This is a genomic window from Paenibacillus sp. P5_B5 (genome assembly GCF_056400365.1).
In genome coordinates this window covers 418,071-438,126 of sequence record NZ_JBFULK010000002.1, presented here as the reverse complement: position 1 = coordinate 438,126, position 20,056 = coordinate 418,071, and the positions used below count along the sequence as shown (strand labels likewise).

The window sequence follows — 20,056 nt, the reverse complement described above, 5'->3', positions numbered from 1 at the left end:
CACTGCACCGAAATTCAGAAGACTGAACATACAAAACACCGACCCCTGGTCGGTGTTTTGTGTTCTTTGTGTACCACGCATGGTAATTTACCATGATATTTATTTATGACGGCGCTTCATCATTCGGGTAAACATTAACAACGCGGCAATCATCATGGCAATAAAACCAACGTTGCTTGCTAATTCAGGCGACATGCCTAACAGAACAGAAAGGTTTATAACCACGCTGTTCGTAAGCCACGCAGTGGCAATAATCATCACCGGACGCCATACGTTATATCCTCTCATCCCCGTAACACTCCTGTCCAGTTCTTCAAATGAAGATAATACTCTAAATAATAGTCTATTAAATGTCATTATATCATGAATAAGAATGCGTTTACAGAAAAGCAATGAACGGCTTTGATCGTCAAGTAAGGGGCTGCAAGTTACAAAACTTTTAGTTTGAGTTAATCCTCCTTTAACAAAAGTAATTTATACTATACATAGAGCTTCATCATTACATTCATCAAAGAAAGGAATTCATCATATGGGGATTCATACGTATTTTCTATCGCTTAACGATCTGGAACGCATTATTCGTTGCCCAGGTAGATTCAAGTTTCAGGAGCATAGTGTATCGGCTCATTCTTGGAAGGTTGTTCAATATGCCAAAACATTGGCGGATATCGAAGAAAATAGCGGAGTCACTGTGGATTGGAAAAAGTTATACGAAATAACAAGTAGTCATGATTATGGAGAAATATTTATTGGCGATATAAAAACTCCCGTAAAGCACTATTCACTAGAACTTCGAGCTATGCTGCAACAAGTAGAGGAAGGTATGGTCGCTCATTTCATTGACGAGCATATTCCAGAAGAATTCAAGCCTATATTTCGCAGACAACTGCGCGAAGGCAAAGACGATTCAGTGGAAGGACTTATATTAGAGGTTGCTGATAAACTGGATCAGGTATACGAAGCCTTTACAGAGCTGCAACGAGGCAATACTGAAAAAGATTTTATCGCGATGTATCGTAATGCGCTTATAAAAATTAAAGGAATTAAGCTTCATTGCGTTGACTATTTTCTTACAAATATTTTGCCCGATATGGTCAACGAAGGATCAAAATCTTCTATTKATATTGCAACGATTACGAATGAAGCTCTAGCCTCATAGCTACTTTACTTCTTTATAGCCTTCCTTAGCTACCTCTCCTCTTACTTTTATTTTTCACTGCATATGATCGCGAATTAATCCTCTAATTTTTTCTGCAGGTACTTGGCTGGGGCAAAGCAATTAGCCACTCCCTTAATACAACAAACCCAGTATCGGCAAGGTACTGGGTTATTCTTTACATAAACTGTTTTGATATTAAAGTGCTTTAATAATCATTTCGCGGTAACGCCGCCATCTACAGGCAATTCAATACCCGTCAAATAAGACGCCGCATCGGAAGCCAGGAACAGGACCGCTTCTGCCACCTCGGACGCGCGCCCAACTCTTGGCAAAGCAGTCTGGGAAAGAAACCATTGCAGCATCTGGTCGTTGTTGATTAATTCTGCGCTCATCGGCGTTTCAATAAAGCCGGGGTGAACAGAGTTCACGCGGATATTATCTTTACCGAAATCGACCGCTGCCGCTTTGGACAACATGCGAACCCCACCTTTGGAAGCGGTATACGCGCCAGCGCCGCTGCCGCCGGTTAAACCCGCGATGGACGAAATGTTAACGATCGAACCGCCCTTGTTGTCACGCATGTGTGGAATGACGTATTTCATTCCCAGGAAGACGCTGGTCAAGTTGATGTTGATGACTTTATTCCATTGCTCGATCGTCGTCTCCAGCAAACCTACAGGATGGGAAACACCGGCATTATTGACGAGCACGTCCACCTTGCCGTATTTCGCGATCACACCGTCCACTACCTTGATCCATTCTTCCTCCGAGGCAACATTATGCGCGTAAGCTATCGCTTCTCCTCCAATCGCCTCAATTTCCTTTACGACATTCTGTACAGCAGCTTCATTCACATCGGTAGCGATGACTTTCGCTCCCTCTTTGCCGAACAAGATTGCCTCTTCGCGCCCCATACCGCTACCCGCACCCGTAATAATCGCAACTTTATCTTTTAGAACAGCCATATTTCAACTCTCCTTTTTTAACAATTATCATGATGATAGTTAAACTATCATTATGATATTAATTATATCATTACTAGTCAGATCTTCAAGACCTTCTTGTGAATACAGCCTACGAAAGCTTATAATACTCATAAGCCAAGATCATTTTGGACAGGAAAGGTTCGAACGTAAAATGGATCCGAAAACGAGATATTTGCAGGAACGCCAAAATAATAAACAACAACGTACCATACATATTCTGGAAGCCGCTGAATACGTATTCGTGCAAAAGGGCATAGAGAAAGCGACGATGCAAGATATCGCCAAAGAAGCGAATATCGGCATCGCGACTTTATTTCGGTATTATCCCAAGAAGGAAAAACTGATCGTTGCGATTGCTACCAAATTGACGGAAGGGATTTACGAAACTTTTCGATTGATCGCCGGAATGCCCATATCCAGCATAGATAAGATCGAACGTCTGATGGACTTCTTTTTCTCCAATATTCAAGACCCCGACAACTCGAGCATTATATTCATGGAGGATTTCGAAAGCCGTGCTGCCCACTTCACAGAACCTTTGGAAGATATCGAGCAATTCAATGAGCTGTATCGGTCTATTTTCAACGAATTTGAGACCATCATTCAGGACGGAATGACGGATGGATCTATTCGTTCCGATATTCCGATTTCCGATACCTTAACAACAGTGATTAACGTCTTTGGTGTTTTCTCAAGGAAACTGTCATTGCAAAATAACATCCTTACTTTCGTATCTGAACTGCCAACCGATAAGCAGCTCTTGATTCTGAAGAAGATTCTGCTCGAATATATACGCGCAAAATAAACGGAAGCTATTGACTGATTAATGCAAAGGGGCTGTCTACTGAGACAGCCCCTCTGTTTAAATTCTATCAGTTCGCTCTAAGAATTGAATTTACGCTTTCTTCCGATCAGCAATAGTACAGCTCCCAACAGGATCGCGCTATAGCCGATTAGTTGGTAAAGAATATGGCTTTCTTCCCCTGTCTGTGGCAGGACATTGCCAGAGTTTTGCCCATTTGGATTGGAAGGCTTGTTCTCTTGGTCTTTAGTCGGTGGTGGAGGTAAAGGCTCGAGATATTCTGTAACATCTGGATCCGTAATCTTTGTATTTGTAATGTCATAACCGTTTACTTCGGATTGGTATCCAGCTACTGGTTGTTCCCTCACTTCATACGTATATGCTTTACCATTAGGATCATTTACTGCCAAATCTGCAAATATATATTTCCAGCCATTTGCTGCCGTTACTTCTTGTGTTTTAATGATCATGCCATTTTGAAATAAGTCTACTTTGATACTGCTTGGACGATCTGCTTCATTATCACCTTTCCACGTCTTCGTTCCTTCTACTGAGGTTTGACCACTCGAAGTAGGTGGAATCGGTGGAATTGGTTTAGTAGGCGGTGTAGGCGGTGGTGTAGTCGGTGGTGTAGTTGGTGGATTTACTGGATCCTCATTCTTAGTGTTTGTAATGTTATAACCATCTACATCGGACTTATATCCCGCTACTGGTTGTTCTTTCACTGTATACATATAGGCCTTACCGTCAGCATCATATGCTGCCAGATTGTCGAATGTATACTTCCAATCGTTCGCCGATGTTACTTCTTGTGTTTGAATAACTTGTCCATCTTGAAGTAGGTCGACTTTGATGCTGCTTGGACGATCTGATGCGTTATCGTTTTTCCACGTCTTCGTTCCTTCTACTGTGGTTTGACCAAGTTTTGTATTGATGATATCAAAGCCGTTTACTGCGGATTTGTATCCGGCTACCGGTTGTTCTTTTACCTCATACGTATATGCATTACCATTTGCATCAAATGCTGTCAAATTTGCAAATGTATACTTCCAATCATTTGTTGCTGTCACGTCTTGGGTTTGAATGACTTGACCATTTTGCAGTAGGTCGACTTTGATGCTGCTTGGACGATCTGATGCGTTATCGTTTTTCCACGTCTTCGTTCCTTCTACTGTGGTTTGACCAACTTTGGTATTGGTGATATCAAAGCCGTTTACTGCGGATTTGTATCCTGCTACCGGTTGTTCTTTCACTTCATACTTATATTCATTTCCATCAGCATCAAATGCTGCCAGATTGTTAAATGTATACTCCCAATCGTTAGCTGCTGTTACTTCTTGTGTTTGAATGACTTTTCCATCTAGAAGTAGGTCGACATTGATACTACTTGGACGATCTGATGAATTGTTATCACTCCATGTTTTTGTTCCTGTAACGAATGTCGTTTTTACTTTATTCGGAATCATCAGCTTTACACCCTTTGCAGCATCTGCATCAATTGTAAAGCTTACTTTTGCTTCAGGATCAAAATTCAAATAATCTGGAGCTGCAATTTCTTGCACATAGTAGTTTCCTGCATCTAAGTTAGGAACTTCAACTATACCTTGGCTGTTTGTTGTATAGGTATCTCCAATTTGTTGACCTGACTCTGTATACAACTTAAACGAGACATTTGGGATGACTTTTTCTTCAGCATCTATAATGTGCTTAAAAATTCGTAATGTTCCTTTAGGTGGTAAATCTCCGTCAGCACCGCCGCCAGATGTAGTATTTTTGACTACGGCACTACCCGACTCAGTAACTAATTCTTTGTACAGAACTTGGTAATCAATCTTATAATCATTCTTTAAATGTTCTTGGCTCTTTCCGCTTTCCGTTATAGTAGTTGTATAAGAAATGGTAAAAGACCTACCACTTGCCATATCCTTATTAATCACTACTTTAAATGAATTATCATTATTAAACGTAACCGTTCCATAGTGTTGATCTTGAAATTGTTCAATTGATAAAGACTCTCTGTCACTAACTATTATCTTAAAACTATCTTTATTAAAGGTTTGACCTTCCTGCAAACTATCAGACACAACAATATCTGTACTTAAATATTCTTTGTTTAAGTTTATATTTAAGAACCAACGCACTTGATCGGCGCTGCCCGGCTGAATATCACCAGCTTTGTAGAAAAATGGCTTAGAGCCTGAACCGCCACTAGTTGGACCGAAAATCGTTACAGTTTGCTTTTTTAAATTTGTACCTAAATTTGTTTCAACCTCTTTCTTTTGATCCGTTGCTACATTAGAAGCTTGAACTGTAAAATAAATATGCCCTCTAATATTTTGAAGTTTTTCAACTGTATCAGTAAATGTACATACCACATCAGTTGTATTTACTTGACAAGTGCCAAACACTGTTCCTCCATCATTTTTTAATGGAATCGTTCCAGTATAACCTATTAATTCTGAAGGTAATGATAAGGTTAGTGTGTCCTCGGCTTTCATTTGATTCCCGGTTTTATCAGTAAAATTCACTTTGATTTGAGTCTGTTCTCCGTAATTTAGTTTCGTTTTTTCAATCGAAAAGCTGTCAACAAATCCGGTTGTATTTAACTCTTGTGCATTTGCGATTGCAGGTGCAAAACTTTGACCTACAGTAAATATAAAAGTCATGAGCACTAAAAAAACTGAATATAGCTTTTTTGACTTTATATACATGGGATCCTCTCCTTTAGTTTATTTTTATTATTGTATAAGCACACCAATCTAACTATATATGGTCACGTTGAATAAATTCTGAATAAAAAAAAGACACCAATCATAGTGTCTTTTTTCAGCTTCATATACTTTTTATACTCTCGGGTTCATTTCATAGTTTTCTAAACAGCTATTTTACTAATAATGAATTCCCATAGGATTAATCTTTTCTTTGAAGAATGTAATGATAGCGATTCCCCTCATTTTTCACCACACTCTTATTCATCTCTCCCTTCAATTTGCCGATCGACCTCTTGAATTTCCTCCTTATTTACTGCACCCGCGCCGAAGAAATCAACCAGCTTGTCTTTCGCTTTTTGCTTTACGGCGCTATCAATACTCATTGCTACACGAGTGGCAGCAAACAACAATACTCCTAAATCATCTGCATAACCTGCAAGTGGAACAAGGTCTGGAATTCCATCAAGTGGAAAGATCAAATAGCCAAGCCCTCCATAGATAATAGCCTTGTCTTTCAGTGAAGTGTTCGGACTCTCGAGCGCATAAAATAATGTTAGCCCACTATATATGACCTTTTGCCCAGCGGCAATTGCATTCTTCTTAAGCTTGTCCCAAAATCGATCCTCTGAAAAATGTTTTTGATACTTTGTTTCGTCGCTCATTCTAACCCCACCCTTTAATATTAATGTGTTCGACAGGTTTATTGGTATTCCTTTAGGTTGAGGTAGTTCATCAAATATTATGTGGATAACTTCTCTATCCTCATATCCCTGGAATGAAAAAAGACACCCTTTCAGGTGTCTTTTCTACTTACGTTTTTACATTTACACTTGTTTAAACTCGATCCACTCAATCTGTATACCCGGTTTGACATGGTCAAACTTTAATTCATAAAGGCCTGCTTCCAGTTCAATTTTCACAAGCTTCAGATTGATCCATCTGCCGTCCGTTCCATTGGTTTGAATGGTCGTCATCGGTTGATCGTTTAAGGTCACATTACATGCGCTCTGAGCCAACTCGTTATCTGGAGACATAACATTGACAAAGATCCGGTATACCCCAGCCTGTTCTACTTTCATAAAGGTCGATCCGGTTGCGGAGACTTTAACTTGCGCATTGTGGGATACTGCATGCACTTGCTCCGTTGGAAGAGATGGACTTGCCTTGAATGTATTGTCCATTTCTTCAGTCACTTGTTTTCTGGAGAACACCGGTGCTTGCATCAGGAATTCACAAATATTAATAGCACAGCGCTGCAGCTCTCCGCGGGTTAAGGTACCGTTTGCCAGAGATTCAATGGTATTGTCTCCCCAAACATTGGTTTCCGCGCCATAGTTACTCACAACCATATAAAGATCGTTTTGTGCACGAACCATCCAATTTGTATATTTTCGATCCGGAGAACCTCCATGGACAACATCATTCATGATGGCCCACCAATCCGTCATCACGATGCCTTTGAAGCCCCATTCCCCACGAAGAATTGTGGTATTCATATCATAATTAGAAGCCGCCCAATGCCCGTTGATGGGATTGTAGGAGGTCATAATCGAATTCGCACCGCCCTGTTTTACCGCGATTTCAAAGCCTTTCAGATAAATCTCCCGAAGGGCACGCTCAGACACGACAGCATTTACCTTGCTGCGATATTTTTCCTGGTTATTACAGGCAAAATGCTTCAACGTGCCATTCGAGCCGCCTTTCATGATGCCTTGAGTGCATGCTGCAGCAAACATCCCGGAAATCAGCGGATCTTCCGAAAAATATTCAAAATTACGTCCATTAAGCGGACTGCGCCGAATATTCAAGCCGGGTCCAAGCAAGGCGTCAATATTGTTGCTTAATAATTCCTGGCCTTCCATGAAATAAAGTTCTTCGACCAATTCAGTGTTCCATGTTGCGGCAAGCAAGGTTCCAATAGCAACCTGAGTTGCCTTCTGCCCGCTATCCATCCGAATTCCGGACGGTCCGTCCGACGTACAGGCAACCGGAATTCCGTAACTGAATAACTGATCACTTACACCCCCGAAGGCCGAAGCCGTACCCGGTGTAACCAGCGGACTGCTCATGCCTTCTCCTCTAACAATTGCTGCCAAATCTTGATCGCTAAGCTGAGCTATAAAGGCTTCCATGCTCACTTTCCGGTCATGAACATCTCTTAATTTATACCCCTTATCACCGGTTTGCTCCAGGGTATTAGGAAGATTCTTCTCGATCCGCTCCGCAAGCGAAATCTTACGTGTCGGCACATCTGCAAACGTAGCTTCATACGTACCATCTTCCTTCCGAGAGCCTGGTTTCATTCGTGTAAAGCTTTCCGTTGGCGCCATCGCCTCTTGCAGCTGCTCTACGACTTGAAGAGTTTCTACTGTATAACCTTTCTGTCCTTCAACGTCTATTTCCACTACATTTTTGACACTGTTCCCCACATATAGACGATACGTCCCGGCTTCCATAACATAAGCGGAAGGATGCCCTGTCACACCGGCGTCATCATAGGAAGCCATAGCATGAACAGGGAAGCTCACGGTAAGACGCTGCGATTCACCTGCCTGAAGTTCTTTTGACTTCACGAATGCTGCCAAAGCTTTAGCTGGTTGGCCCAGCTTTCCTTGCGGTGCTTCATAATAAACCTGAACGACCTCTTTGCCTGCAAAGTCTGTTCCGATATTTTTGACAGCTACGCCGATTTCAACGTATTGTTCTCCTTCTTTGACAGTCAGTTTGGCTTCCCCAGGTTCAATGTTAAATTGGGTATAGGATAAACCGTAACCGAATTCAAACTGGACTTTTTCTGGTCGAAACGTTTCGAAAAAACGGTAGCCTACGTAAATATCTTCTTCATAAACGCTCTTTTTCTCATTTCCATAATTGCGAGTCGAAGGATAATCGTTGATCGAATATGCAATTGTATCCGTTAATTTACCACTCGGTGTCACATCCCCAGCCAGCACATCTGCAATGGCATTGCCACCTTCCATGCCACCATGCCAAGCGTAGATCACACATGGAATCGGGTGCACGTAGCTTTCATTGTTCAGCCAGCTCATATCAATGATATTCGATACATTCAGTACAACGACAGTTTGTTCAAAATAGGTCGTCACCCGCTTCAGCATTGCTTGTTCTTCTGCTGTTAACTGGTAGCTTCCTGGCCTATCGGCGTTATCCTGATCTTCTCCTGCCGTACGTCCGATTACAATGATCGCCTTATCGGATTTGTTCCTTGCTTCTAACACCAGCTCATCGGTTAAAGCCATTTCCTTCTGATGCCACGGTTCAGCTGCCCAGCCGCCTCCGCCATTATCAAATGGATTTTGCTCAATCCATTGTTCATATACGGCCGCTAACTCTTCATTGACGGTGATATTCTTTTTACTCCGAAGACCGTCTAACAGATTAGTTGTATAAGAAACATGGACGCTGCCGCCCGAACCTGTACCACTGCGATAATAATTAACCTGAGTTCTGCCGAAGATCGAAACGTTTTCTTTATTTCGAATGGGAAGAACATGTCCTTCATTTTTTAAAAGCACAGCACCTTCTGCGGCTACTTTTCTACTAAATTCAGCAAAACCTTTTAATGGAACTCCGAATTTCTGTGTGCTCAATTTATTCCCTCCAGATTGTTTGTTCGATACATTTCTAGTCTACCTTCATTTGTATCTAGTATCATAGTAACAAATCTATACAAATATAAACACTCTGCAAAATTTATATTCCTCAATTTAACTTAATAAAGGAGTCAGCAATAATAGCTGACTCCTTTTGAAAAGCTTCGAATTCTATGACTCCAACGTATACCTCTTTTTATTTCCTAGCCAAAAACTCATCTAACTGACGCTGGATCTCAGCCACATATTCATCAATGCCTGCATCCTTTAGCTTCTTAATGGCCTTAGGATATTCGGTTTCAAAATCTACAAAACCGGAGCGGATCGCAGCCAAGTCCTTGCCTGCAACTTCTTTCAGTGCTGTTTCGATTAATTTAACCTTCTCATTATTAAACCGGAAGCCCAATGATTCTGATAGTTTAGCCTTGTCATCCCAGCTTTTATAAAGGTCGATGGACTCTTGCGCAACGTCCGGTCCAAACAATTGGTAGTTTTGGTTTCTAAACATCCATTCATAGAAAAATTCGCTAGGGGTCAGCTTTTTGATTCTTCCATCTACAATCTCGTAATCCTTGCCTTCAACACCATAAAGGGCAAATAGATAATTTTCTTTGGATTTATAAATCCAGTTAATAAACTTCATAGCCCCTTCCGGATTTGGAGCCTTGACAGGTATGCCTAGAACTTCTCCACCTGCGGCTGTAATATAACGTGGTTTATCTTCTGCTAGCAGGTACGTTTTAATTTCTGCCTTCGGTGCATTTGCTTTGATTGAATTGATAATTTCCATTTCCTTGCCTAAAGATCCTTCAACCCATAAGTATAAACCTGTCTGCATACGAGAGTCTCTTTCATTATATTTAATGGTCAGATCCTCTGTATATAACCCCGCATCATACATTCCACGGTTAAACTTGACTACTTCCTGGAAAGCCTCTGTTTCATAATAACTATACGCTTTTTTGCTGTCTTCCCCGAATACGATCAAATCTTCTACGGCAATCCAGTTATATTGTTCATCGGCAAAATTTCGGGTTAAAGGCTTAAAGATAATATCAGCAGGTCCTTTCATTTCAGGAAACTTTTGCTTTGCCTTTGTTGCAAATTCTTTTAAATCATCGGCTGTTTTCAAGTCGGTCATCCCCACGGCTTCCAGTATATCCTGACGAACGGCTACCAGCTGATACATGGCAGAGGATGGAGCATATGCCGATGGAATGCCATGAATTTTACCATCAATGATTGCGCCTTTAAGATGTTCCGTTGGCAACACTTTAAGCATATCCTGACCGTACTTCTCAATTAAATCATCAAGCGGCATACTTTGTTTCTTATTAACGATCGTAGAAAGGTCCGGTAGTCCATCCCAATACAGATCAATCGGTTCATTTGCAGCCAGCATAATATCTTTTTGTTCCCAATACTGGGCCCACGGTACAAAAGTAACTTCTACCTTTAATCCAAGATCAGCTGCCATCTTCTCGGCAAATTCATTGCCAAGAAATTCACTCATGCGATCACTTCGTTCTCCAGGGTACAAAATCGTGACGGTTTCGAGCTTACCCCCGCCCTCTTTATTGCTACTGCAACCAACCACAATAGAAATAGACAAGATCATTACAACCACAAAGATAAGCATTTTTCTCGCCTTCATTAGAACACCCTCCTAATATAATGGTTAATATATGTTAAGCCTTATTCGGCTAGTAACCGATTGCGCCTATTCCTTGACTGCACCTGCCATAATACCGTGCACGAAGTACTTTTGAATGAAAGGATAAAGAAATATGATCGGTCCAATCGTAATAACCGTTATAGCCATCTTCACAGTTTCTGCGGGCAACGTTATGCTGCCTGAAGCCCCTGATGGAATACGGCCAGAACTGATCGCATTTACATTAGACAGAATGTTGTAAAGGTAATATTGTAACGGAAATAATTTATTATCATTAATAAAGATCAGAGCATGCCACCAATCATTCCAATACTGCAGCGCATACATTAAACCCACCGTTAGGAGTCCGGTCTTGCTTAAAGGAAGAGCTACTTTAAGATAAATCGTAAAATAATTGGCTCCATCCATCTCCGCAGCCTCATATAAAGAGGGTGAAATGTATGCAAAATATGTGCGCAGCAAGAACATATTCCACACGCTAAATATAGAAGGAAGGATTAATGCCAAAATACTGTTTTTCAATCCATAAACATTGACACTGACGATGTACCACGGAATCAAGCCAGCCGAGAAGATAATCGTAAAATTACAGATAAATGCAAGAATGTTACGATATTTCATCTTTTTGATAGATAATGAAAATGCAATCATACTCGTAATCAGCAACGCACCTAGCGTACCAACGACCGTTACAAAAATGGTAACGCCATAGGATTTGAGTATTTTCATCCCACTGTTCACGAAAATATATTTATACGTATCCAAGCTAAAATTTTGAGGGTTTATCGAATATCCGTTTCTAGCAATAGCCTGTTCTGACGAAAAGGACACACTTAAAGTTAAAATAAGAGGATATAGACACACGAGTGCAAAAAATCCAATGAAACCGAATGCAACACCCGTCACCATTCTATCGCCAAGTAATCTATTCTTTCCCATCATTAAAATAGACCCTCTCCGTCGTTTATTTTCTTTGCTGTTTTATTTGCAGCCGTAATTAGAATCAATCCCATAACTGACTGAAATAATCCGATTGCAGTCGTATAAGAAAAACCTAATGTACGCATAGACATGTACACATAAGTATCGATAACCGTTACCTCGTCAATGAGTACCGGGTTATTGCCGACAATTCCATAAATCATACCGAAGTCACCGTAAAAGATCCGCCCAACGCTGAGTAAGGTTAAGACAACGATCGTCGGTTTTAACATCGGAACCGTTAAGAAAAGAATTTGCTGCAGTTTATTAGCGCCATCGACTTTAGCTGCTTCATACATGCTGTTATCAAAGTTAGCCATGGCTGCCATATAAATAATGGAACTATACCCGCTCCATTTCCAAACACTCGAAAGAATAATGATCCATTTCCAATACTTCGGCTCTGAATACCAACTGATCGGTTCTGCTCCAAAGAACTCCAAGATGTTATTCGCAATACCTACTTCCGTGGAAAAGATTCCGTACAGAATAGCCCCTACTACGATCCAAGATAAGAAATAGGGAAAGAACATCATGCTTTGAGCTATCTTTTTGTATGCCTTATTCCGGATTTCGTTGAGTAGAATAGCAATACTGACAGGAACTATAATGCCTAATATAAGGCCAAAAAAGTTGATGAATAGTGTGTTATAGATAACCTTCCATCCCATGCTGTTCGAAAAAAAGTACTTAAAATTGTCCAAGCCAACAAATTTACTGCCGAAGATTCCATCGACCACATTAAAATCGGTAAATGCCATCCAAATTCCTGCAAAAGGGATATAAGCGAACATGATCAGCACGATAAGAGCAGGCACGCACATTAGATACAGGATTCTATTTTTCTTTATTTCATATAGAAACCCCTTAGCATCTGATTTCATTCCATCACTACCTTTGCATTGTGATTACGCGATTATCTGTAATGCTTTGTTGCAGCTCTTCTTTTAGATGATCAATATCAATCACAGTACTGGTAACTCTTGCCTCTTCCGCTGCATAGGCCATAATGTGACTTTCTACAGACATGTTAATAGAAGATCTGCTGCTGAAGCTGGCGCTCTTCAAATTATTCATGAAGTCGATCATCAGCCCTGTATCTCCGCCATTGTGTCCGCCGGTCATGGCAGCTGGTCGAATGACGGTTTGCGTATTTTGTTCAGCCATATTGGAGCTAAATCGGGTGACTTCAATGATATTTAAGCTGTCATCACCTCGAATTTCTCCATGCTCGCACATAATTTTGATCGTACGATACATTTTATTGGTAAATCCGCTTAGGTTAAAAGTTGCCGTAACCCCGTTTTTAAACTCGATAACCGTTACCTGATGATCACATACATCATTATCAGATCGATATACACAGTGTCCATAAGGACTCGTTTCTAACTCCTTTAGCAACCCCTCTTCCGTCTGATCCACTGAAATGGCTGTAGCCGGCCATTGTCCTCTTATGGGTAGATAGGCTTTTCTTACATCAAATCGGCAATCGGCGGCCACTTTACAGTCCAAGCATCGATCAGCACTACCCGCTGGTGCATTCTCTTCTTTAAAATAAGTCAGGTCACCATAGGAAGAGATCCGTTTGGCATGACTGTCTACCAGCCATGCCAGTATATCCATGTCATGACAGGACTTCTGCATCATGATTGGGCTCGCCAGGTCGCTTCTTCTCCAATTGCCCCTTACAAATGAGTGAGCCATATGGAAATTGCCGACGTTCTCATTATGCTGAATGGTGATGATCTTTCCGAGCTCATTGCTATCAATGATTTTCTTGATCTCTGTAAAGAAATTGGTATATCTGAGTACATGACATACGATAACTTTGCAGCCTTTTTCATTGGCTTTGTGTTGTATTCTTAAACATTCATCTGGACTTGGCGAAATGGGTTTTTCCAAAAGAATGTCATAACCAAGGTCAAGCGCCTTCATCGTTTGTACATAATGATCTCTGTCCATAGAAGAAATGATAATGGCATCGCAAATTTTTCCTAATTCATAAAATTTATCTACGGATTCAAATTGTTTCTCCAGAGGAATCTGAAACTCATCTGCTGCAGCCTTTCTTCTGCTGTCATTCGGTTCAACTACCGCAACAATTTCCGCACTTTGGTAAGCTTCTCTTGAGTAGATCATGCCTCTTTGTCCTGCACCAATTAATGCTAATTTCAAATTAATGACCTCCAGCTAACTATTATTTGTCCTAGACTATCTATTCCTGTTCTGGAACTTTAGGGTCTTCGAGTGGATAATATCCTTCAGGATAATACGTATCCCATATATTCAAAAGTGGATCTTCATTGGTTATTTCGACTTGTATCGTACCTGCCTCATAATATCCATCCTGCTCTTCATTTTGTATATTCAGCTTGATATAAGAGCGGTCTTTGAACAAGAGTGCCAGACTTAATGTATAGTGTCCCGGTGACAGATCCGGCAATTGTATAATCTCGTTATGGACAAGGTCCCCGGTTAACCATGAATGTGTTGCAGCATGCAGAGGAAGTTCATAAGATGTGTCCCCTTGCTTTAATTGCGCCCATAACTGAAACTCCTGATAAATTCTCGAGCTCCCTGTGTTCACAAACCAGAATCGAAGCGGCAAGCTTCCCTGGCTTGAAACGGTTTCCGGATAAGTCAGTCTTCGCAGCGTAAGGTCATATCCAAGTCCTAAATCTATATTGGAAACGCTTGCATGCCAGCGATAAGCTTCACGTTTAATATGAGGACCACAAACGTTACCCTTTACATGTAGGACAACCGGGTAACTCTTCCATACATGCTGCAGCTTTTGTTTGGCAAAAGCCTCGCAGCATTCAATCCAATTCTCTTCACTGCACTTCACCAGCAAGCCAAATCCACGGCCATGTTCTCTTAAATAATGAATCAATCTATCATTGCACAGATCGACAAGAAGCGTCTGTGTTTCAAACGAATCCATATAGGCGTTCCATTCTTCCTTGCTGTTAGCCAAAGTCGATATCACAACACCTGCAAGGCGCCTGTCCGAGTCGATATAGCTCCCGACTTTTCTGATCAAAGCCGCAAAGCATTGATCAGCGTACTCTTTTACCCATGAAGGTAATTCTGGCGTCAGTACCAGTATGGGATTTCGGGAAGTGTTAAGGGCTTCCTTTATCTTTTCGAGCCTATATTCTCCTCTGACCGACTCCAGCTCTTCCCATGAAAAGGAAACGTATTCAAATTGTCCGCTGCTTGAAACAGAATCATTCCTCGGTAATGGATGAGGTCGGATTTTTATGGTTTTATACTTCTCATAGTTTTCAAGCGAATATTTACCCATCCGATTCCCTCCCCTGTAAATGGCTGTCAACGGTCTTAAGGAATTGTTCCATATCTGTGGCTGTTACATAGGGCATGCTTCCGATCTTGTCGATTTCTTCCTTCAATACGATCATGCTTAAGGTATTAAATCGAGCTCCCGTCCTCATATAATCTGCAGCTGCTCTTTGCAATGAAGTTGTGAATTGGCCTGGGTTGCCGACAGGATCTGCCTTTATGTCCCCAAAGGCTTCATTACGAAGCATGTCATCCCCTTCCAATGTTGGATAATTATAAAATTGTCTTTGGACCTGCACGATATTGCTTTGTTCATTGTCAAGAATAAGCGATAATCGGGTGTCATAGAGCCAGCTAGCACTCCAGAAGCCTTGTATGGATAACTCAGGAAAATATTTGCCATAGAATTCGATTGCCATGGTCATTGAATTTTTCAGCCTCTCAGGGTTGTAACCAGGGCCGGATGGGATGTGAAGCGCTAAGAGCAAATCCCCTTGTTGAAGAACCGGTTCCCATTCCTTCTTTAATATAGAAGTCGGTTCTCCTTCAACGAATCCCATAGGATTAATCCTGTTTGCTTGGATGTCATCCACATTCTCCTCCCATTCCGACGTGAAATGGCCTTGAGGATCATAAACATCATTGATTCCATTCCTTTGTCCATCGCTGCGGAACTCTTCTCCCGCATGTCGAAAGGCAATGACTTTGTGCGTGTCAACATGACGAAACATGGTGAAATTATCTTCAAATCGGTATGGAATAAAGTAAAACCGATCCAACAGAAAGATGGAGCAAGTATAAAAATTCATCACCCACGGGAAGTCATGAACCATGGAATCACCGTGTAAAACCATTTTTTTAAATTGATCCTTCAGGGGCTGATGAGGAATTTTCTCATAGTACACTTTAGGGACCGAACGCTCCTGCAACATCTTTATAGAAGGGACAACACAGGCAAGCAGCAAAAGAAATGAATATAAATCTCCATATTGCTTCATACATCCTGGAGTCATATTCGTATAAAAGGCTTCATCACAGCGATTACGAGCAGAACACATATCTTCTACTAAAAATTTGGTAAAAAGAAATAGTACGGCATCTTTTTCTATCGCTTCAATCCCTTGAACGAGCCATTGCTGTGTATTCTCGGGAATTTGATACTGCTCAAACAGTTCAGATAGAAAATCGCGTGGAATGAGATGGGTCTTGTTATTCGGTTCATAGCGTTTATATTTCTCTTCTAATCCTTCCGGCAGATAATCAAAATCACAGTATGCTATACACTCGTTATAATTGAGCCGACTCTCCATTCATTTCTCACCCCCGTTCAACTAACAGCTTACCCATTGTGTAATAGCCGTCCGCATATCCCTCGATCGCAAGCTTGATATTCCCGATTTCTTCCACACCAGTTTCTATACCAATTTGGAGCATATACTCTCCTTCCAGCATATCGCATGGTATAGAGAAGCTTTCCTCCCAAGCAATATCTTCGTCCGGCAGCCATGTCCTTATATCTTCTTTGCTATAAAGCGTATACATTTGATCATTGCCAATAAGCCTCACCACCAGTGGGTAGTGATTATAGATCGGAGCGACTCCAACATTAGCCCACAGAGCAGTAATATCCAGTTCTCCGCCCGCCTTTACTTCAGTGTCATACGTGAGCTTTCTTAATTCAAAGCGGTATCCCATCTTCTTCAGCCATGCCTTAACATTCTCTTTCCAATGTTCCGGCACTACAGTTCCTTTGTTGTTAAAAGAAGAAATATGCCATTTGAGCGTTTCCTGAATAATGTAATCTATATCCCAGTCCTGAAGATACCAGTCATTCATATGCCAGCATGCTTCAAATAAAACCGGAGCTTTCTTCCAGGCATCCCCCATATTGAAGTTCTGTATGTTCTGAGGGTAGAAATCCGTCATATGAGACCACCTATCCCCATGAAAACCGCCCATATCTCCCAAGCAATCGACACGAAAGCCCACTTTAGCTTTGCGGTCGGTTATAATTTTGATAGACATCGGATCATGCAAAAGGGCCTGGAGAGGAGTTATTTTAAATCCATCGAAATAGGCATCGGTAATACGCTGAATGGCCTCCGGCTCTAAAAACTCGGTTCCCCCACCTTCACCCCATGCTCCTACAATGGTCAAATCTACAGAGCTTATAACGGGATGTCCGTCAAACCGTGCTGCAAAAGCCTTAATAAAATCAGACCAATACTTAACATATCCTGTTGTCTGAGGATCTACTTTCCAAAAAGGAAACTCTGGCTCCTCCGGACTTTCCGCCCGAAACCATTCCGGTATATCATCTTCTTCGCTTAACGCGTATGGCGAACAACGGACCACTGCAGTAAAACCCATTGACTTGGCATAGTCCAGCTTTTCCTCCAGCACTTCCCACTTATATATCCCTTTCTGGGCTTCCAGATCCCTCCAGCGTGCACTGCAGAAATACGCTTTGCTGTCAGGGTGATTGTAAGTTCTGCTGTCTTCAGTAAACTTATATTTCTCATGCACTTCCCCTCTGTTGTCGTAAATAGGGTCAGGGTCACCCATTAATCCTGGCGCTGCTGTAAAACCAATGCCTGGATTGCTTATGATGTCATCTAATATTACTGGGTACACCGTTACTGCTTTGTTCATGTTTCATCAGCTCCCCATTATGTAATAAACAGTGTTTACATTCTTGTTACGTTAATTATTACGTTATATATTGTCTTTGTTTAGTAATCTTATGTTATATCATCTACACCTAATCTTGCAAGATAAAATTTATCTAATCATTAGAATAAAGGTGTACATGACATAGCGTAAATGTGTTATTATAGATTTTAATAATAAATTCATGTAAAATAAGAACGTAAACTATTACGTAACAAGATAATCAAAAGGCTAATGATTGTTTACTACTTAACTTGCGATAAATTTTACATTTTAAAGGAGACTGGGCATATTTATGAGCACGATTCGGGATATTGCTAAATTGGCAAATGTATCCACAGCTACCGTATCTAGAGTTTTGAACAATGATACGAAATATAAAATGACTGATGAAACACGCGAGAGAGTTTGGCAGGCTGTTACTCAGCTTAACTATAAAATCAATTCAAGCCCAAAGCGTAAAGCATTAACTGAGGATCATCCCACAAATAAGTCACACATCAAGATCGGGTGTGTGTTAAGTGTTACAAAAGATAAATATAATGATCCTTATTTCATGTCGATCTTGTCCGGTGTGGAAGAGCGATTGCTCAGTTCAGGGTATAACATTGCCTTTATTCGGACTGGATTTGAACTGGATGATAAGCAGATTTTATTCAATACCTTCAGTGAATCGATTACAGGTCTTATCCTTATGGAATCATTGAACAGTGAAACCTATGAGTATATACGCAAGAAGGTCCCATATATTGTGGGGGTCGATACAGAACGCGGGGATATCGATAATGTAGGCTATGATCATTACAATGTTGCTTCTATAGCAGTAAACCATCTTATTGAAAAAGGCCATACCCAAATTGGTTTTATCGGGGGAAGCGGATTTACACGTAACCTGAAAGAGAGCCGTCGCTATCGAGGCTACTTTGCCACGATGCATGCCGCCGGATTGCTTGTTAATCCCGATTGGGTGATTGATTGCATGTGGGATGAAGCGATCTGTATCGAAAATATTAATCGTTTATGCCAAACCAAGAATTATCCAACCGCCTTCTTCGTTGCCAGTGATTTAATGGCGATGGCCGCTCTTAACGGTTTATATAACAATGGCGTCTCTGTTCCTAATGAAGTGGCTGTTATCGGTCTATCCAACATTGAAGTATCCAAGTATTCCAATCCACCACTATCTACGATTGATATACCGACCAAAGAAATCGGCATGGTCGCTGTCGATCTATTAATAGACAGATTAAATGGAAATGATCTGCTGCCTAAGAAAGTTATTTTACCTACGCATTTGGTGGTAAGGAGCTCGAGTTGAGGGGAACAGATTAGATCCCGGTATAAGCTGTTCGCTCTATGAAAAGGCAAAAATCGACCTTGAGGGGTCGATTTTTTTGTTTCTGATTAACTTTAATACCGATGCTTACCCGATGATGAATCCTAGTGATAAATATCGCTGCTGTGCTCGTAACGAAGAAATACAGATCAACCCGTTTCACGTAATCAATTATCCATGTTGCTCGTTCTTTCTTAAACAGGTGTTACCTTGCACCCACAGCTTTCACAGTATTTCGCATCATGCTCCAAAGCTGCATGGCAATTAGAGCACTCTGGCATTGATACTACTACTTCCGCATCAACTGGAATTACATCAACAGGTGTAATATGCGCTTCAAATTTATTGCCACATGAAGGACAGAACTTTGTGTCGAATGACACGACTCTCCCGCAAACACAATCCTTTTCATTCTTGAGCTGCTTAATCCTCTGCTCAAGTGTGCTAATTTCATGCTGAATAGCTAGGATCTCCTGAGAGTTCCGGCTGATTAATGAGGCTTCCTGATCAATCGAATCGTTGCAGTAGCCGTTAAAAACCGCCAATCCAAGCGTCATCAGCTTGTGATCAATCTCTTTTTTCTTCGAGGAAATTTGTGTGGAAAGTCGAGTGATTTCAACTGTCTGCTGCGCCATATCCGACACTTTAGTTGCACCTTGCTTTAATTTATCCAAAAAATTAGCCATGATGACCCCTCCTATAACCAATCATAATATCCTGTATATAACTTATATAATAACAGATTCTTGTGTGACAATAATACAGGCCTCCCACAGGAGATTATTCTCCACCGTGGAAGGCCCGTTAAATTTCATTCTT

General features: G+C 41.1%; 16 protein-coding genes. 3 read left to right on the top strand and 13 right to left on the bottom strand.

Translation table 11 applies throughout. From position 1 onward, the window contains the following. Positions 1-99: 99 nt before the first annotated feature. Positions 100-357, bottom strand: coding sequence for a hypothetical protein (locus AC1DOK_RS04710; RefSeq protein ID WP_477553071.1), 258 nt, complete (start codon positions 355-357; stop codon positions 100-102). A 172-nt stretch (positions 358-529) separates the two neighbouring features. On the opposite strand from AC1DOK_RS04710, the gene AC1DOK_RS04705 reads away from it, so the two are divergent. After that, complete coding sequence (locus tag AC1DOK_RS04705) at positions 530-1,159, top strand: YfbR-like 5'-deoxynucleotidase (RefSeq protein WP_477553070.1); 630 nt, start codon at positions 530-532, stop codon at positions 1,157-1,159. A gap of 212 nt (positions 1,160-1,371) precedes the next feature. Here AC1DOK_RS04705 and AC1DOK_RS04700 read toward each other — a convergent pair whose 3' ends face one another. After that, complete coding sequence (locus AC1DOK_RS04700) at positions 1,372-2,124, bottom strand: SDR family NAD(P)-dependent oxidoreductase (protein WP_477553069.1); 753 nt, start codon at positions 2,122-2,124, stop codon at positions 1,372-1,374. A 172-nt stretch (positions 2,125-2,296) separates the two neighbouring features. On the opposite strand from AC1DOK_RS04700, the gene AC1DOK_RS04695 reads away from it, so the two are divergent. Further along, positions 2,297-2,950, top strand: a complete 654-nt coding sequence (locus AC1DOK_RS04695; RefSeq protein WP_477553068.1) for a TetR/AcrR family transcriptional regulator — start codon at positions 2,297-2,299, stop codon at positions 2,948-2,950. Between the two features lie 77 nt (positions 2,951-3,027). On the opposite strand, the gene AC1DOK_RS04690 is transcribed toward AC1DOK_RS04695, so the two are convergent. The 10 genes from AC1DOK_RS04690 to AC1DOK_RS04645 form a co-directional block, all read right to left on the bottom strand. After that, complete coding sequence (locus AC1DOK_RS04690) at positions 3,028-5,658, bottom strand: Cna B-type domain-containing protein (protein ID WP_477553067.1); 2,631 nt, start codon at positions 5,656-5,658, stop codon at positions 3,028-3,030. Between the two features lie 257 nt (positions 5,659-5,915). Beyond that, positions 5,916-6,320 carry a YkvA family protein gene (locus tag AC1DOK_RS04685; RefSeq protein WP_477553066.1) on the bottom strand — a complete coding sequence of 135 codons (405 nt, stop codon included), beginning with the start codon at positions 6,318-6,320 and terminating at the stop codon, positions 5,916-5,918. A gap of 162 nt (positions 6,321-6,482) precedes the next feature. Then, on the bottom strand, positions 6,483-9,269 hold the full coding sequence (locus AC1DOK_RS04680) for a glycoside hydrolase family 3 C-terminal domain-containing protein (RefSeq protein ID WP_477553065.1): 2,787 nt from the start codon (positions 9,267-9,269) through the stop codon (positions 6,483-6,485). 199 nt (positions 9,270-9,468) lie between these two features. Then, on the bottom strand, positions 9,469-10,926 hold the full coding sequence (locus AC1DOK_RS04675) for an ABC transporter substrate-binding protein (protein WP_477553064.1): 1,458 nt from the start codon (positions 10,924-10,926) through the stop codon (positions 9,469-9,471). 66 nt (positions 10,927-10,992) lie between these two features. After that, positions 10,993-11,886, bottom strand: a complete 894-nt coding sequence (locus tag AC1DOK_RS04670; protein ID WP_477553063.1) for a carbohydrate ABC transporter permease — start codon at positions 11,884-11,886, stop codon at positions 10,993-10,995. A 2-nt stretch (positions 11,887-11,888) separates the two neighbouring features. Next, a complete protein-coding gene (locus AC1DOK_RS04665; protein WP_477553062.1) occupies positions 11,889-12,812 on the bottom strand; it encodes an ABC transporter permease in 924 nt (307 codons plus the stop codon). A gap of 7 nt (positions 12,813-12,819) precedes the next feature. Then, on the bottom strand, positions 12,820-14,103 hold the full coding sequence (locus AC1DOK_RS04660; RefSeq protein ID WP_477553061.1) for a Gfo/Idh/MocA family protein: 1,284 nt from the start codon (positions 14,101-14,103) through the stop codon (positions 12,820-12,822). A 40-nt stretch (positions 14,104-14,143) separates the two neighbouring features. Next, a complete protein-coding gene (locus AC1DOK_RS04655) occupies positions 14,144-15,235 on the bottom strand; it encodes a DUF4832 domain-containing protein (RefSeq protein WP_477553060.1) in 1,092 nt (363 codons plus the stop codon). Beyond that, positions 15,228-16,541, bottom strand: a complete 1,314-nt coding sequence (locus AC1DOK_RS04650) for an acyltransferase domain-containing protein (protein WP_477553059.1) — start codon at positions 16,539-16,541, stop codon at positions 15,228-15,230. Before AC1DOK_RS04650 ends, AC1DOK_RS04655 begins: the two co-directional genes overlap by 8 nt. Positions 16,542-16,548: 7 nt before the next feature. Continuing rightward, the gene (locus AC1DOK_RS04645) at positions 16,549-17,883 is read right to left on the bottom strand and encodes a DUF4832 domain-containing protein (protein WP_477553058.1); all 1,335 of its coding nucleotides are present in this window, start codon (positions 17,881-17,883) and stop codon (positions 16,549-16,551) included. A 313-nt stretch (positions 17,884-18,196) separates the two neighbouring features. Here AC1DOK_RS04645 and AC1DOK_RS04640 point away from each other — a divergent pair, with 313 nt between their 5' ends. Further along, the gene (locus AC1DOK_RS04640; protein WP_477553057.1) at positions 18,197-19,219 is read left to right on the top strand and encodes a LacI family DNA-binding transcriptional regulator; all 1,023 of its coding nucleotides are present in this window, start codon (positions 18,197-18,199) and stop codon (positions 19,217-19,219) included. A gap of 212 nt (positions 19,220-19,431) precedes the next feature. Here AC1DOK_RS04640 and AC1DOK_RS04635 read toward each other — a convergent pair whose 3' ends face one another. Continuing rightward, positions 19,432-19,923, bottom strand: a complete 492-nt coding sequence (locus AC1DOK_RS04635) for a double zinc ribbon domain-containing protein (protein ID WP_477553056.1) — start codon at positions 19,921-19,923, stop codon at positions 19,432-19,434. Positions 19,924-20,056 lie beyond the last annotated feature (133 nt).